Source organism: Candidatus Poriferisodalis sp., from assembly GCF_965221945.1.
Taxonomy (GTDB): domain Bacteria; phylum Actinomycetota; class Acidimicrobiia; order Acidimicrobiales; family Poriferisodalaceae; genus Poriferisodalis.
Genome location: NZ_OZ244925.1, coordinates 3,298,032 through 3,312,975, shown reverse-complemented (window position 1 = coordinate 3,312,975; position 14,944 = coordinate 3,298,032). Strand labels below are relative to the sequence as shown.

General features: G+C 67.4%; 15 protein-coding genes and 1 tRNA gene. 12 read left to right on the top strand and 4 right to left on the bottom strand.

Annotation, left to right across the window (positions count from 1 at the left end):
* Nucleotides 1-23 precede the first annotated feature (23 nt).
* Together ACOQPH_RS15625 and ACOQPH_RS15620 are read left to right on the top strand one after the other, a co-directional pair.
* The gene (locus tag ACOQPH_RS15625; protein ID WP_420622254.1) at nt 24-1,610 is read left to right on the top strand and encodes an AlkA N-terminal domain-containing protein; all 1,587 of its coding nucleotides are present in this window, start codon (nt 24-26) and stop codon (nt 1,608-1,610) included.
* A gap of 94 nt (nt 1,611-1,704) precedes the next feature.
* Entirely contained in the window at nt 1,705-2,187 is a 483-nt protein-coding gene (locus ACOQPH_RS15620) for a methylated-DNA--[protein]-cysteine S-methyltransferase (protein ID WP_420624368.1), read from the top strand.
* A 67-nt stretch (nt 2,188-2,254) separates the two neighbouring features.
* On the opposite strand, the gene ACOQPH_RS15615 is transcribed toward ACOQPH_RS15620, so the two are convergent.
* A tRNA-Leu gene (locus ACOQPH_RS15615) sits at nt 2,255-2,338 on the bottom strand.
* A gap of 50 nt (nt 2,339-2,388) precedes the next feature.
* Here ACOQPH_RS15615 and ACOQPH_RS15610 point away from each other — a divergent pair.
* The 7 genes from ACOQPH_RS15610 to ACOQPH_RS15580 all read left to right on the top strand — a co-directional run bounded on the left by ACOQPH_RS15610 (nt 2,389) and on the right by ACOQPH_RS15580 (nt 9,548).
* Complete coding sequence (locus ACOQPH_RS15610; RefSeq protein WP_419551383.1) at nt 2,389-2,667, top strand: FHA domain-containing protein; 279 nt, start codon at nt 2,389-2,391, stop codon at nt 2,665-2,667.
* Entirely contained in the window at nt 2,667-3,134 is a 468-nt protein-coding gene (locus ACOQPH_RS15605) for an FHA domain-containing protein (RefSeq protein ID WP_420622253.1), read from the top strand. The genes ACOQPH_RS15610 and ACOQPH_RS15605 overlap by 1 nt, the downstream gene beginning before the upstream one ends.
* A 97-nt stretch (nt 3,135-3,231) precedes the next feature.
* Entirely contained in the window at nt 3,232-4,071 is an 840-nt protein-coding gene (locus tag ACOQPH_RS15600; RefSeq protein ID WP_420622252.1) for a PP2C family protein-serine/threonine phosphatase, read from the top strand.
* A gap of 47 nt (nt 4,072-4,118) precedes the next feature.
* Nucleotides 4,119-5,579: an FtsW/RodA/SpoVE family cell cycle protein gene (locus ACOQPH_RS15595; protein ID WP_420622251.1), complete on the top strand. Its 1,461-nt coding sequence runs from the start codon at nt 4,119-4,121 to the stop codon at nt 5,577-5,579.
* Nucleotides 5,576-6,847, top strand: a complete 1,272-nt coding sequence (locus ACOQPH_RS15590) for a penicillin-binding transpeptidase domain-containing protein (RefSeq protein ID WP_420622250.1) — start codon at nt 5,576-5,578, stop codon at nt 6,845-6,847. The genes ACOQPH_RS15595 and ACOQPH_RS15590 overlap by 4 nt, the downstream gene beginning before the upstream one ends.
* A 63-nt stretch (nt 6,848-6,910) precedes the next feature.
* Nucleotides 6,911-9,205 (top strand): Stk1 family PASTA domain-containing Ser/Thr kinase, encoded by a 2,295-nt coding sequence (pknB, locus tag ACOQPH_RS15585; RefSeq protein WP_420622249.1) that lies wholly within the window; start codon nt 6,911-6,913, stop codon nt 9,203-9,205.
* A 76-nt stretch (nt 9,206-9,281) separates the two neighbouring features.
* On the top strand, nt 9,282-9,548 hold the full coding sequence (locus ACOQPH_RS15580) for a cell division protein CrgA (protein ID WP_420622248.1): 267 nt from the start codon (nt 9,282-9,284) through the stop codon (nt 9,546-9,548).
* A gap of 102 nt (nt 9,549-9,650) precedes the next feature.
* Here the strand turns inward: ACOQPH_RS15580 and ACOQPH_RS15575 are convergent, their stop codons facing one another.
* The gene (locus ACOQPH_RS15575) at nt 9,651-9,908 is read right to left on the bottom strand and encodes a hypothetical protein (protein WP_420622247.1); all 258 of its coding nucleotides are present in this window, start codon (nt 9,906-9,908) and stop codon (nt 9,651-9,653) included.
* Nucleotides 9,909-9,945: 37 nt separating this feature from the next.
* On the opposite strand from ACOQPH_RS15575, the gene ACOQPH_RS15570 reads away from it, so the two are divergent.
* Nucleotides 9,946-10,206, top strand: a complete 261-nt coding sequence (locus tag ACOQPH_RS15570) for a hypothetical protein (RefSeq protein ID WP_420622246.1) — start codon at nt 9,946-9,948, stop codon at nt 10,204-10,206.
* Here the strand turns inward: ACOQPH_RS15570 and ACOQPH_RS15565 are convergent.
* Nucleotides 10,203-10,595 carry a DUF3499 family protein gene (locus tag ACOQPH_RS15565; protein ID WP_420622245.1) on the bottom strand — a complete coding sequence of 131 codons (393 nt, stop codon included), beginning with the start codon at nt 10,593-10,595 and terminating at the stop codon, nt 10,203-10,205. The genes ACOQPH_RS15570 and ACOQPH_RS15565 overlap by 4 nt on opposite strands.
* Nucleotides 10,596-10,760: 165 nt before the next feature.
* On the opposite strand from ACOQPH_RS15565, the gene ACOQPH_RS15560 reads away from it, so the two are divergent.
* Nucleotides 10,761-12,065 (top strand): acyl-CoA dehydrogenase family protein, encoded by a 1,305-nt coding sequence (locus ACOQPH_RS15560; protein WP_420622244.1) that lies wholly within the window; start codon nt 10,761-10,763, stop codon nt 12,063-12,065.
* A gap of 43 nt (nt 12,066-12,108) precedes the next feature.
* Here the strand turns inward: ACOQPH_RS15560 and ACOQPH_RS15555 are convergent, their stop codons facing one another.
* Nucleotides 12,109-13,740, bottom strand: coding sequence for a class I adenylate-forming enzyme family protein (locus ACOQPH_RS15555; RefSeq protein ID WP_420622243.1), 1,632 nt, complete (start codon nt 13,738-13,740; stop codon nt 12,109-12,111).
* Nucleotides 13,741-13,903: 163 nt separating this feature from the next.
* Between ACOQPH_RS15555 and ACOQPH_RS15550 the strand changes: the two genes are divergently transcribed.
* Nucleotides 13,904-14,932, top strand: a complete 1,029-nt coding sequence (locus tag ACOQPH_RS15550) for a TIGR03617 family F420-dependent LLM class oxidoreductase (RefSeq protein ID WP_420622242.1) — start codon at nt 13,904-13,906, stop codon at nt 14,930-14,932.
* The last annotated feature ends 12 nt before the right edge of the window (nt 14,933-14,944 follow it).

Below are 14,944 nucleotides of genomic sequence, written 5' to 3'. Positions count from 1 at the left end.
CCATTGCGGGCCAGACTCTGCGCATGCAAGTCGAGGCGGTCCGCACCACAGGCATCTACTGCCGAGCAGACTGCTCGGCACAGCCATTGCCGCACAACGTGACGCACTACTCCAACCCGGTGGCCGCCGAGGTGGCTGGCTTCCGTCCGTGCCTGCGTTGCCATCCAGAACGCCGCGCCGGCTCACTGGCCGATCTGGATGTGCCCACGCCGGTCGGAGCGGCACTGCTGCGCATCAACGACGGCTTTCTGGATCACCACGACGAAGAGGCACTGGCGGCCTACGTGGGCTACAGCGCCCGCCAACTGCGGCGACTGTTCGAGCACCATGTCGGGGCGACGCCCACAACCATCGCCCGGTCGCGCAGGGCGCACTTCGCTCGCTGCCTGATCGACGACACCGATCTGACGTTCGCCGAGATCGCTCGTGCTGCGGGCTTCGGCGGGCCGCGCCAGCTGCACAGGGCCATTACCTCGGTGTTCTGTTTCACCCCTACGGAGTTGCGGTCGAGGCGGCGCCGCGGCGAACGGCCTCGCCTCGACGGCGGCCTCGTGCTCGCATTGCCGTATCTGGCGCCGTTCGACTTCGAGGCGTTCATCTCGCACCAGGCCTCCAGAGCCATACCAGGTGTCGAGGCCGTCACCGGTGCTGGCGGCTCAGCCGCTTATGTCCGCAGCTTCAGCGCGTACGGGCACGCCGGCATCGTCGAGGTGGCCGTGCCGACCGGCGCCGCCCCAATGGCGGCCGTGCCAACCAGCGCCGCCCCAATGGCGGCCGTGCCAACCAGCGCCGCCCCAATGGCGGCCGTGCTAGGCAACGGCGAACAGCTGCAGCTGCGGCTGCACCTGCCGACGTACGACTCAATCATCGACGCCGTGAGCCGCGCACGGGCCTTGCTCGGTACCGACACCAATCCTTCGCCGGCTGCAGCTGCGCTCGACGACGACCCGCTCATCGGGCCACTCACGCGCTCCGCACCGGGCTTGCGCGTGCCGCGCTCGTGGGACCGCTTCGAGACCGCCATCCGCATCGTCGTCGGGCAGCAGATCTCGCTCGCCGCGGCGTCCACGATGTCCGGCCGGATCGCCCAGCGCTTCGGCACACCGATTGATGCGCTCTTGGAATGCTGCCCAGGTTCAACTGCGCGCATCGAGCAAGGCGAAGACGTCTCGGTGCCACTGACTCACCTCTTCCCGGACGCAGCGAAGCTCGCTGATGCCGGACCGGCAGGGCTCGCGGGGCTGGGATTCACCCAGCGACGAATCGACACCATTGTCGGCATCTCCCGCGCAGTCGCCAGCGGCGACGTAGACCTGAGCGCCACCGACACCCTCGAAGCCACCGTGGCCCAGCTCTGCGAACTGCCCGGCATCGGGCCCTGGACCGCGCATCTCATCGCGATGCGGGTGTTCGGCCACGACGACGCATTCCCCGCCTCCGACCTGGGCCTGCGCCGGGCAATTGAGCGCCTAGTGGGTCACCCGATGCAACCACGGGAAATCGACACGCTGGCCGAGCGTTGGCGCCCCTACCGTGCGTGGGCTGCACAGCATCTCTGGCACGCCGCTGCGGGGTCCGGTCCAACCCGGTCCGGCCCGACCCCTCGCTGACCTCAGTCCCGACCCAGGAAGGACCCTCATGAACCCATCGCATTCCCGTCCCGGCAACACCGACACCGTCGACGCCCCAGCCGACAGCGCGGACATGCACTGGCACACGACCATCGACAGCCCGATCGGACCATTGGGCTTGGTGGCAACCGAACAGGGGTTGCGCGCCGTGTCGTGGCGGAGCGAGGAGACCTCCGTCAAGCTGCCCGACGACATGGTCGAAGATCCCGACCACCCGATTCTGCACCAAGCCGCGCAGCAGCTCGACGAGTACTTCGACGGGAAGCGCACCAGCTTCGACCTGCCGCTCGACTTGCGGGGTACCCCGTTTCAAGTGGCGGCGTGGCGGGCGCTCGGTGACATCCCCTACGGCAGCACCCGCAGTTACGGCGAGCAAGCGTCGCTGATCGGCAGGCCGAAGGCCGTGCGGGCCGTGGGCCAGGCGAACGGCCGCAACCCGGTGCCGATCGTGCTGCCGTGCCACCGGGTCATCGGCGCCAACGGCTCGCTCGTGGGCTTCGGCGGTGGCCTCGACCTCAAGACGCAATTGCTCGAACACGAGGGCGCACTCGACTGAACAGATCGGCTGAACAGCAGTCCGCTGACCACACCCCGCAACAGCTGCCACCACGTCGCCACCGCAGTGCGCGAGGAGGGACTTGAACCCTCACACCCTTGCGGGCACAGGCACCTGAAGCCTGCGCGTCTGCCAATTCCGCCACTCGCGCGTGGGGCGATCAGGCTATCCCGCGAACCTGCGCTCCTACACTGGGCCGTCGTGGTTGGCGCCAGCTTGATCGGCAGCGACGGACAGTGCCACGAACTGCGGCATTCGACCGTCATCGGGCGGCGCGACGACTGCGACATCGTGCTTGACGGCCCAAAAGTCTCACGACGACACGCTCAGATACGCCAGGACGCAGATGGCTTGCTCCTGGTGGACCTGGCCAGCGTCAACGGGACGTTGCTGAACGGGATCGAGATGACCAGCGAGCGTCTGGCCCACGGTGATGTCGTCATGATCGGCACCCACGAACTGCGGCTGGAGCTGAGCTGATGTCCGAGCAGCTGGTGCGGCTGCTCGCGCTGGGCGTGCTTGTCCTGCTCTACCTGTTCTTCTTCCGGGTCATGCGCGCGGTGTGGGCCGGTGTGGCGACACCCCGCAATCATCTCAGCTGGAGATCGCTGCTTGCGCTGCGAGGCGACGGGCCCCCCAACGGCAATGCCGCCCCGCAGCCTGTGGCTCTCGTCGTGCGCTCGCCGTTGAGCGCTCAGGGCGAACGGCACCTGCTGGCCGACACGCTGACCATCGGACGCAGCGCCGAGTGTGACGTGATCATCTCCGACAGCTACTCATCGCAATCTCATGCCCGCCTGTACCGCAACGGCGCCCAGCACCTGCTGGAGGATCTGGGATCGACGAACGGGACCTACCTGAATCGCCAGAAGGTCGCCAACGCCACCGTTGTGCGCCTCGGCGACTACGTGCAAGTCGGCTCCACCGTCTTCGAGGTCAGCCCATGACAGAACCCCGCTGCGCCCACATCGCAGACTGGCCGCGCCCTGCGTGCGCTGCACTCGGCTGTGCCGCTGCCCGGCAAAGCCGCGAGACTGGTCCGCTATGAGTGCCCCCGCCCGCCAGATGCGCATCCGCTGGGGCGGAGCGTCCGACCGGGGCCTGCGCCGAGCCGAGAACCAAGACGCCATGTACGCCGACATCGGTCTGTTCGTGGTGGCCGACGGCATGGGCGGCCACCTCGGTGGCAGCGTCGCATCCAGCCTCGCAGTGAAGACCGTTGCAGCCAACTCCCCTTCAACGCCACCGGAGCTGCTGGCGGCCGTCCGCCACGCCAACCAAGTCGTGCACCATCGCTCGACAGCCCATCCAGATCTCGCAGGCATGGGCACCACGTTGTGTGCCATCGCCGTGGTGCAAAGCGACGACAGCCGGGTGTGGTGCTTGGTCAACGTCGGTGATTCACGTGTCTACCGATTCCAAGGGGGCGAGCTCTCCCAGCTGACCGTCGACCACAACTTCGTTGCCGAGATGATCCGGGCCGGCGATCTCACGGTCGAACAGGCCACCGACCATCCCCGGCGCAACACGCTCACTCGAGCCATCGGCGTGGAGCCAGAGGTGCTGATCGACGACTGGATCCTCGACCTCACCGGCAATGACCGCTTCCTGCTGTGCACCGACGGCGTCACCAACGAACTGGACGAAGACGAAATCGCCGAGCTGCTGGATTCCGATGAGCATCCATCAGACGTGGCACGCGCGCTTGTGCGTCAGGCCAACGACTGCGGGGGACGCGACAACTCCACGGCGCTGGTGGTGGACGTCGACATCGAAGGGATCGAGATCGCCCCGACCGCTCCCGACGCCGAAGTCACACGGACGGGCGACAGCACCGAAAGCACGCCCAAACGGCGCGGCTGGCGGCGTTCTCGCTCACGCTGAGGCCACCGCTGCGCGCGCGACGCCGCACCGAGTCTGCGCTCGCAGCAATGGCGAGCGTGGTGGTCTGTGCTGCCTTCGCGATCGCCGGCATCGGAGTGTCGCGCAACGGTGACATCGGATCGCTGTGGGACACGGCTGTCTGGCTGGGAATCGTCCTCCTCGGCGGCGCGGCGACGCGTGTCGCGATCAGGCGATGGGCTCCGAACAGCAATGAGATTCTCTTCGGCGTCGTCGGTTTGCTCATCGGCATCGGTTGGGTTTTCGTGGTCCGGATCGATCCGTCACTGGCACAGGGCCACACGTTTGCGGTGCTGGCGGGATTCGCGGCCCTCGCGGGGACCTTGGTCGCCATGCGTCGCGTCGACTGGTTCATGCAACGCCCAGGCACCTGCGGTCTCATCGCCGCAGTGCTGGCTGGGCTCGGCAGCTTCGCCAGCGGGATCGATGTGTCCGGCGGCGCCTACGACCCGGCCCGGCAGTGGCTGAGTCTCGGATCGCTCAACGTGCAGCCATACGGCGTGGCCAAACTCGGCGTGGTCCTGGCAGCCTGCGGGCTCACGGTCGCCGCCCCGCGGTGGCTGCCGGCTCGCTTGGTGCCTCACCGCCATGCCGTGGGTGCAATCGTCGCTGCGGTCGGAGCGTGGACGCTGCTTCTCACCCAAGGCGACCTCGCGTCGTCGGTGTTGATCTTCGCAGCGGCATGGTTGCCGCTGTGGCTTGACGGCGACGATCTCGTCGGCAGCGAGCTGCCGACCGTCGCTCGGTCAACGCGCACGCGCGCACTCGGCGGCGTGATCGCCACCTACGGAGTCGGCGTCATCGTGCTCGCCTCGGTATACGACTGGCTGTCCGCACAGATGCGCCACTGGCAGGACCCGTGGTCCGTGGGCGAGGGGGCATCCACCGTCGAGGCGGCGTTCGCTATCAGTGCCGGCGGGATCAGCGGCGCGGGCCCCGGTCTCGGCGCTCCGCAACGGATCGCGGCGGTACACAGCGATTTCGTCTTCGCCGTCATCACCGAGGAACTCGGCATTCTGGGCGGCGCAGCGCTGCTGGCTGCGTTCATGCTGCTCATCGGGGTCGGCGCTGGAATCGCCCAGCGGGCACGGAACACCCATCGCCTGCTCGCTGCCACGGCGACCGCCGTGACCGGGCTGCAGGCGCTTGCCACCATCGCAGGGGTGCTGCGGCTGCTACCGCACACCGTCGGCGCCCTGCCGTTCGTGGCCCATGGACCTGTGGCACTGGTCGGCAACTGCATCGCCGTCGCGATGCTCCTGGCAATTTCGGATGTCAGCGGCAGTTTGCGACTCGAGCAGAGCGCGCCGAGGGCGTCCGAGCCGGCGCAACTCCGTATGCCCCGCCGTCCGGACGACGACTCAGCGGCGGGGGACGCTCCGACGGGCGAACTCCGTGCCGCCATCGCCAAGCCAGCGGGTCGCAGACGCCGACCCGCGAGCGATCCCTCCCAAGGCGAGCCTCAACAGCTTCCACTGGGTGACCCGTGAACCGGCGCATCACACGGTTGGCCGTCGCGCTTGCAGTGAGTTTCGCTGTGCTCCTGGTGCAGCTCACCAACATCGGCTTCCTGGGCGCCGACGAGCTGCGCCGTCACGAACTCAACACACGTGCAGCGACGGCCGCCATCGGTTCGGCGCGCGGTGCGATCATCAGCGCGGACGGCGAGACGATCGCGCCCGGCATCGGCCCAGACGACTCCGGCGCGCTGCAGGTGCGCTCCTACCCGCACGGCTCGCTCTACGCCCACATCGCGGGCTACCTCTCACCCGCTGCGGGCGCTAGCGGTCTCGAGCGCAGCTGGGATGCCGAGCTGTCAGGAAGCGCCCTTGATGTCGCCGTGACACAACTGGCCGACCTGTTCGCCGACAGCGGTCGAGTCGGCGACGTGATCTTGACGGTGCACCACGGTGTGCAGCTCACAGCGCGCGCCGCGCTCGGGGACCGTGACGGCGCCATCGTTGTCGTGGACCCCGCGACCGGCGCCATTGTGGCGATGTGGTCGCGTCCCAGTTTCGACCCCAACGCGCAAGTCGTGCTGGCCCCCGATGCGGTTACAGCCAGTGCCTCGCAGCCGGTGGCACGCGCCTACCAACGCCACTACGCCCTCATCGCCGACGCCGCGCTCGATGCGACCGGAGACGAATTGCTGCGCGGGGCGCGCCGGCAGCTGGGTTTGACAGGCATCGATCTGCCCGGCGAACCCGACGGCGCCGTCTTCGGCGAAGGTGTACCTCTGACACCGCTGCAGCTGGCCCTGGCCGCTGCTGCGATCGCCAATGACGGGGTGAGGATGCGCCCCTACGTGGTGCACCGTGTTGATGCGCGCTCGGCCTCCCGCTCGGGCGAGGGCGAGCCGCCCACCCCGGATGCATCCGCACAGACAACGCCACGCGACGCCGGTCGCATCTTCGAGATCGCTGATGCGGCTGGGCTGCTGGCGCACATGGCAGCACAGGCGCAGCTCGCTTCGATCGGCCTCGCACCGACCGATGGCGTCGAGCTTCCCGCAGCGGTCGCGACCGGCCAACTGCTTGATCCAAACAGCGACCGCGAACGAACCGGCAGTTGGGCGGTGCTGCTCGCCCCAGCCGATGCACCCACGGTCGCCGTCGCGGTGCTCATCGAACCCGACACCGGTCTTGACGTGGGCGACCCGCAGGCCGGCGGTACCTTGGCAACGATGATCGCTGCGACCGCAGCGGAAGCCGCCCTAGCGCTGCGGGCAGTCCCGACCTCATTCGAAGACGGCCCGTAGCCCGAACCCTGCAGTCACCCCGCCGGCGCGACGGCCCGACCTGGCAGCAATTGCCCTGTGCCCATGGCAGACACCGACAATCCAATCTTCGGCGGCCGCTACGAGCTGTTCAGCCGTATCGCCCGGGGCGGGATGTCCGAGGTGTTCCTGGGCCGCGACCGCCTGCTCGATCGGCCTGTCGCCGTCAAGGTGCTGTTCCCCGAGTTCGCGACCGATTCGTCGTTTGTCGAGCGGTTCCGGCGCGAGGCCCAAGCCGCAGCGAACCTGAGCCAGCCGAACGTGGTCGGCGTGTACGACTGGGGCAACCACGAGGGCACCTACTTCATCGTGATGGAGTACGTCGAGGGACGGAGCCTGGCTGAGGTCATCCGCAGTGAGGGTCCGCTGCACCCCGATCGCGCCGCCGACATCGCCATTGACATTGCCGCGGCGCTGGCGTTCGCTCACAGCAACGGCGTCGTGCACCGCGACATCAAGCCGGGCAACGTCATGATCACCCAATCCGGCCAGGTCAAGGTGGCCGACTTTGGCATCGCACGGGCGCTCGGCGGCAGTTCTGACGACCTGACACGCACCGGTTCGGTGATGGGCACAGCCACGTACCTGTCGCCCGAGCAGGCCCAAGGGCAGGACGCGGACCCGCGCAGCGACGTGTACTCGCTGGCCGTCGTGCTCTATGAGGTGCTCGCGGCGGGGCCGCCGTTCACCGGCGACAGTCCGGTGGCCATCGCCTACAAGCACGTGCAGGAGGTTCCGGTCCCGCCGTCGCGCTACAACGCCGACGTTCCCCACGAGCTCGAAGCCATCTGCCTGCGCGGGCTCGCCAAGGATCCCGATGCCCGCTACGGCTCAGCCGCCGAGATGCGCAACGACCTGCTGCGGTTCCGGGCAGGCCAGCCGACTCATGCCTCGGCGGTCGATGTCACGGCATATTTCCCTGTGGTGCCGGCCGCCACGCCGGCGGCGGCACAACAAGCACCCGCGTCCGCCCAGGGCGCACCGCCCGCCTACCCGCAGCCGGCAGCTACCCCGCCTGCTCCCCCTTACGGCCACACGCAGTATCCGCCGCAGTACCCGCAGGGCCCGCCGCCCAGCGCCGTCGAGCCGCCGGACCGCACGCCGATGTGGATCACGCTGCTCGTCGTGTTGCTGCTGGTCATCGCAGGGCTGGTGTTCCTGCTGGTCAACGACCGGGGCGAATCGGGAGTCGTGACCGAGCCCGAGCGCACTTCCGACGTGCGGTTGCGAGTGCCCAACGTGGTGGGCCTGCATTTCGCCGAGGCCGAGCGCGAACTCGCTGACGTCGGCTTCGATCACGTCAGCATCGAGTTTTCCGAACGCGACGACGTCGACGAGAACATCGTCTTCCAGCAGAACCCCCGCGCTGGGCTGCTGCTCGCCGAGCCGAACGATCCCGACAACCCGATCACCCTGTTCGTCGCCGCGCCGCGCACCCTGGTCCTGTTGCCCAATGTGGTCGGGCGAACGTACGAAGAGGCTGAGGCGCTGCTGGTGGCGGCCGGCTTCAGCGTCGAGCGCATCGACGTGCGCAACGACAACCTGGCAATCGGTCTCGTGACCGAGCAGAGCATTCCGAGCACCGAACAGCGCCCGGCAGGCACGATCGTGACGCTGACGGTTTCAGCAGGCCGGGGCGAGGTGGAGGTGCCGCGCCTGATCGGGCAGACGATCGACGACGCCAGGATCACATTGGCCCGCCTGGGGCTCGTCGACCGGGTCGAGCGGGAGTTCTCCACCGAGTTCAGCGAGGGGATCGTCATCCGCAGCAGTCCCGAAGCCGTCCAGTCGGTGGAACGAGGCAGCGTCATCACGCTTGTCGTCTCCGCTGGACCTGAAGAACTGGTCGTGCCGTCGCTGGACGAGTTGGGCACCACCGATGTGAGTGCCGTTCAAGCGGCGCTCGAGACACTCGGGTTCCGAGTGCGGCGAGCGGAACGCGAGAGCGAGAACCCTGACGTGAATCCAAGGATTGTTCAGGAACTCGACCCCATGCCCGGAACCCGACAGATCGCCGGATCTGAGATCATCATGTTTCTGCTGAAGCCGCCGGTCATTGCCGTCGTGCCGAGCTTGCAGGCGATCGGAACATTCGAGCCCGACAAGGTGGCCGCCGCCATGGCCGAGTTAGGTTTCACCGTCGATCAGCGAACGCAGCCCGTCACCCAAGGCGACCCGGCTGACGGTCAGGTCATCGCATTCGAACCCGCCTCGGGCACCGACATCAAGATTCACTTCGACACGGTGACGCTTGTAGTTGGGGAAGCGACGATCAGTGCGCCCGAAGTGTCGCCCGACAATGACGAGCAATTGCCGAACGGTGACTCAAACGACTCATAGTCACGGCTCGGCCGCGCCGCTGGCAGGCAGTACACCTCTCCATGTTCTCCCAGACAGACCACTAGGTTGATCGGCCATGGCCCGGCCACGCAAGACCAGCCGCATCACTCCCAAGGGAACGCGACCTCAGAACGCGCCCGCCCAGCAGCACAGCGCGAGCAGCCATGGCGAACCGAGCGGCTCGTGGTTTGGCTGGCTGATCGTGGCGCTGCTCGGGGCTGGCACGGCGGTGATCGTGGCGAACTACCTCAGCTGGTTGCCCGGCAGCCCCACGAGCGCGTGGATCGCCGTCGGCCTTGGCATCGTCCTGCTGGGCATCCTGCTCGCGACGCGCTGGCGCTGATCGACTGCCCTCAGGTCTGTCGCCAAGGCGCCAAGGCCGCAAGACGGTGAATTACATCGATGTGACTTTCCCCAGTTTGTGGAAAACCTGTGAACTGGGGCGCTACTCGTCCGCGTTGGCAATGAGATCCATTTCCTCGCTGCAGCAGCGAGGCGGATCCGGGTTCTGCACCGGGGCGCGAGTCATGCGCATCTCGGTGCCGCACAGGCTGCACCGGAAGGTGAGCCGCACACGGCGCAGCTCCCCCGGCGGGGGCGGCGGCGGGATCGGCCGTGAGAACGTCGCCATCATCCGCAGGCCAAGCCGGTACACGATGTAGATGAACACCAGCGACAGCGGCACAGCCACCCACAGGCTCACGCTGTCAAGCTACTGGCGCTTATGCGAAAGTGTCCCTATGCGGCCTAGTGGGACTGAACCTGGGGACTTTGTCGAGTACGACATGGACCTCTACGAGGCGCAGCGCCGCAGCGCCATGCGTGCTGCGCTCGAGGCCAGCCGGGCCGAGCTGTCGGCGGAACTCGGCATCGAGCTGCAGGTTGCCAGCGAGGGCAACGAACTGGTGCTGGTCGACGCCGAAGGGGTGCGCTACCGGGCGACTCTGAATCACCATGGCCGGCTCGTGCTCACCGCAGCGCGGGGAGCGAGCCTGCTCTAGCGGGTGGGGGCGGCTCGGAAGGCTCGTTCGAGCAGTGATGCCGGGGCCGGCGCCGGCTCGGGCTCGGGCATTTCAACCGGTTCGGGGCGTGACCGGGGCTCGAAGAGCGGTGAGGCGGCAGCGCTCTCGGGGGTTCTTGCGCTTGGGCTGGATCGCTCCATGACCGGTTCGGGCTCGGGTGCCCGACGATCCACGAACTCCCAACCGACCGGAACTTTGATCCGGTCCGCATGGGCCCGGCACAGCGGGACGATGACGTCGCGCTGGCGAGACGTGCCAGCGATCGTGGCGGCATCGAGGTCGTAGAGCCACGCTCTTGTCTGGGGCACCTCGTAGCCCAGCCCCGCGGTGGCCGTCTCGGTGCACATCCCTCGAACACACTGCAACATGGCATTTCAAGGTACCGGCGCTCCCCCAACGGGTCGGGGATAGGGACGTCGATCCGGTGCCGAACATGCGATCTCGGTAGGGTTCTCTGCGCCAGGAGCAGGCACGCAGCTGGCAAGCACACGAGGGGAGCTGCTGTGGTTGGCGGAGCATTGAAGTCAGCGAGCATGGACGATTTCGACCTGCGGATGTCGACTGGGGTCGAGCCGCTGTACGAAGCCGTGAAGACGTTCATCCGCGACGAGGTCGATCCCATCACCGAAGAGTTCCATCGCCTCGGCGAGAACCGTGAAGAGCGCTGGAGCTGGGGGGACGGACAGCTCGAACTGCTGGAAGTTGCCAAGACCAAGGCACGCGAGCAGGACCTGTGGAACTTCTTCCTGCCCGACGCCGAGACCGGCCAGGGCCTCAGCAACCTCGATTACGCCTACATCGCCAACGAGCTCGGCAAGAACCGGCTGGCCTCGGAGTGCCTGAACTGCTCCGCGCCTGACACCGGCAACATGGAAGTGCTGGAGCGTGTCGGCACCGCCGAACAGAAACAGCAGTGGCTTGAACCGCTGCTCGAGGGCAAGATCCGCTCTGCATACGCCATGACCGAGCCGGCCGTGATGAGCTCGGACGCCAAGCAGGTGCAGACCAATGCTGTGCTCGACGGCGAAGAATGGCTCATCAACGGCGAGAAGTTCTACATCTCAGGGGCGGGCGACCCGCGCTGCAAGATCATGATCACCATGGTCCGCACCAACCCCGACGCGGACACCTACAAGCAGCAGTCGCAGATCCTCGTGCCGATCGACACACCGGGTGTCGAGATTCTGGGGCCCATGCATGTGTTCGGCGCCGACGACGCTCCGCATGGGCACATGCACATCCTGTTCAACGACGTGCGCGTGCCGAGAGACAACGTGCTGCTCGGTGAGGGCCGGGGCTTCGAGATCAGCCAGCTGCGGCTCGGCCCGGGACGCATCCATCACTGCATGCGCTCCATCGGTGCTGCCGAGAAGGCCATCGAGATGATGGTTGACCGGGGCATGAGCCGCGAGGGCTTCGGGAAGAAGCTCATCAACCTCGGCAAGAACATGGAAATCGTTTCGCGGTCGCGCATCGAAGTGGAGGCGATGCGCCTCATGGTGCTGCGTGCCGCGAAAGCCATGGACACCCTGGGCAATGCCGAAGCACGAGTCTGGGTGAGCGCCGTCAAGGCGATGGTGCCCGAGAAGTGCTGCGACATCATCAACGAGGCCATCCAGATGCACGGCGCCGCTGGCGTGTCGCAGTGGTTCCCGCTGGCGGAAATGTGGCATAGGCAGCGCACGTTGCGTTTGGCTGATGGTCCCGACGAGGTGCATCACCACATGGTGGCCCGCGCCGAAGTGCGTACTCGTGAGTCAGAGCGGTCCATGGGTCTCGCTGCCGAGCACACGCTGGACGGGCCGCGCCAGCCCGCCATGGCGTTCTCGGGGCCGTAGCCGCCACACGTTTTCGGACGTTCGCCCGGGGCCATGAGGGGTCTTAGGCGTGGGCGGGGTCGCCGAGGTCTCGCAGCGCCCAGTCGCGGAGCTCTACTTTTCGGATCTTGCCCGAGGGCGTGGTGGGCATCTCGTCCACGAACACGACGTGGCGCGGGATCTTGAAGCTGGCTATGCGGCCGCGGCAGCGTTCGAGGAGGGCATCCTCAGTGAGGTCAGTCGGGGCTGCGGCGGTGCGTTGCACGAAGGCCACCGGCACCTCGACGAGGCGGGGATCGGGGTAGCCGACGACGGCGATCTGTTCGACGCCCTCGACGTCAAGCAAGTAGCCCTCCACTTCGGCGGGTGAGACGTTCTCGCCGCCCACTTTCAGCATGTCCTTGTGGCGGCCGATGAAGACCGCGTGGCCGTCGGGCCGCATCCGGGCGATGTCGCCGGTGTCGAGCCAGCCGTCGTCATCGAGCACTTCGGCGGTGGCTTCGGGGCGGCGCCAGTACTCCTCCATCACCGTGTAGCCCCGGACGAACAGCGCCCCAGGAACGTCGGGCGGGCATTCGTCGCCGGTGTCGGGGTCGCGGATCTGGAACTCGATGCCGTCCATCGGGTAGCCGGAGGCCTCGGTGCGCTGCTCGACGCTGTGGGTGGGGTGGCTGCAGCTCACGAACGCCCACGACTCGCTCATGCCCCAGCCCGAGATGGTCGGGCAGAACACTTCTTGTGTCCGGCGGGCTACGGGGGTGGACGACTCCATGCCTGCAGCCAGCGTTCCCATCCGCAGGCTGGACACGTCGCGGGGTTGCTCTTCCTGAGCCCGCAGCAGGTCGCCCCAGTGCGAGTCGAACCCGTGCATGACCGTGCCGCCGCGTGACTCGACTTCTGCCAGGACCGCCGCAGGGTCGAAGATGTCGAACAGCACCTGGCAGCCACCGGAGAGCACCGCTTGGATCGACACCTCGCCGAAGCCGAACAGGTGGAACAGCGGCAGGTAGCTCATGTGAATGTCGTTGGCGGTGTGGCCCAGCAACATGGCTCGCTCTCGGCTGTTGCGGAGGGGGCGGTGGGTGTGCACGACGCCCTTGGGGTGTCCTGTCGTGCCCGAGGTGTACGCCAGCATCATGCGGTCGTCGACGGTCACGCTGGCGGCCCGTTCGGCCAGCTCGGCGTCGGAAACGCTCTCGCCGGCGACCAGCAGGTCGCCCCAGCTCAGAGTGTCCGCAAGGCTGTCATCGCGGGGCTCGCCGGTGAACACGAGCCGCTCCAGGTGCCCTGCCTCAACGATCCCGGGGTAGGCCTCGCAGAGCATCTCGCGGTAGTCGATCGGCCCCGACCGGTCGATCGAGATCATGAACCGGCTCTGCGACTGCGCCACCGTGTAGGCGACATCGTCGGTGCGGTAGCGGGTGTTCAACGGCACGATGCAGCACCCCACTTTGGGGATCGCGTACTGGAGCCACAGCCACTCGGGCAGGTTGGTCATCCAGACGGCCACGTGGTCGCCTCGCTGCGCGCCCAGCGCCATCAGCCCCTTGGCCACCCGGTCCACCTCGGCGGCGAAGTCGGTGTAGTCCCAGCGCTGCGAACCGAAGACCGCCGCCGGGCGGTCCCCCCACATGCGGGCCGCATGGTCGACGGCGTCGCCCAGCAGCAACCAGTCGTATTTCGCGCCCTCAGCCATCGCCGCAGCGTAGGCCAACGCTCCGGTGACACGCCCAGCCGGTGGGCCGGCCCGATGAGTCACTACGGACGGGAAGTGGTGGTGGGGGATACGTTGAGCGGGTTCGTGCGTTCGTGGGCACTGGTGGGCCGAGCCACCTGCAGTCCGAAGGAGTGGTGCCGCCGTGGAATTCGACCTGATGACGGGGTCCTCAACGTGGACTGAGGCCGCCGAGTTGGCGCAAGCGGTCGAGGGCGCCGGTTTCTCGGGAATGCTGTACACCGAGACCGGGCAGGTGCCGTGGATGCAGCTCGCCGCGGCCGCCATGGCAGCCCCGAGCCTGACCTTCACCACGGGCATCGCGGTTGCGTTCCCACGCAGCCCGATGGTGTCGGCCCAGCTCGCCTGGGAGCTGGCCGGTGAGACCCGCGGCCGTTTCCGGCTGGGGCTCGGCAGCCAGGTCAAGGGCCACGTGGTACGGCGTTATTCGTCGGAGTTCGATCGCCCTGCGGCGCGCATGCGCGACTACGTGCTGGCAGTGAGGGCGTGCCTGCGGGCGTTCCGGCGGGACGAGAAGCTCAGCCACGAGGGCGAGTTCTTCAACCTCAGCCTGCTGCCGGCCCAATGGATGCCACGCAGGCACGACTACGGCGACGTCAAGGTCGACATCTCGTCGGTGGGGCCGATCATGAACCGGGTGGCGGGCGAAGTCGCCGACGGGGTGCACGTCCACCCGATGCATACGATGCACTACATCCGCGAGCGGCTGCTGCCCGAGGTGGCCCAGGGCGCCGAGCGGGCCGGCCGTGATGTCACTGAGATCGACTTGATCGTTCCGGTCTTTGCCGCGCCGGGCAACTCCGCCGAAGAGCTGGCACCGCTGATCCGGCGTGCCAAGACGCAGATCGCCTTCTATGGCACCACCCCGAACTATTCGTTCCAGTTCACCGATCTGGGGTACGAGGGCGTCACCGAGAAGCTGCGCGACTTGATGCGCACGGGCGACATTGCCGGCATGGCCGACGTCATCACCGACGACATGCTGGAGCACTTCGCCGTCGTCGCACCGTGGAACGAGATGGGTGATCGGCTGAAAGACCGGTACGGCGGCACTGCGGCCCGGGTGGTCATGTACTTGGCCGAGGAGCAGATTCGCAAAGACCCAGACATGGTTCACAAGTGGGGTGCTGTGGCGCAGGCCACACGCTCCTGAACGCACCTACAA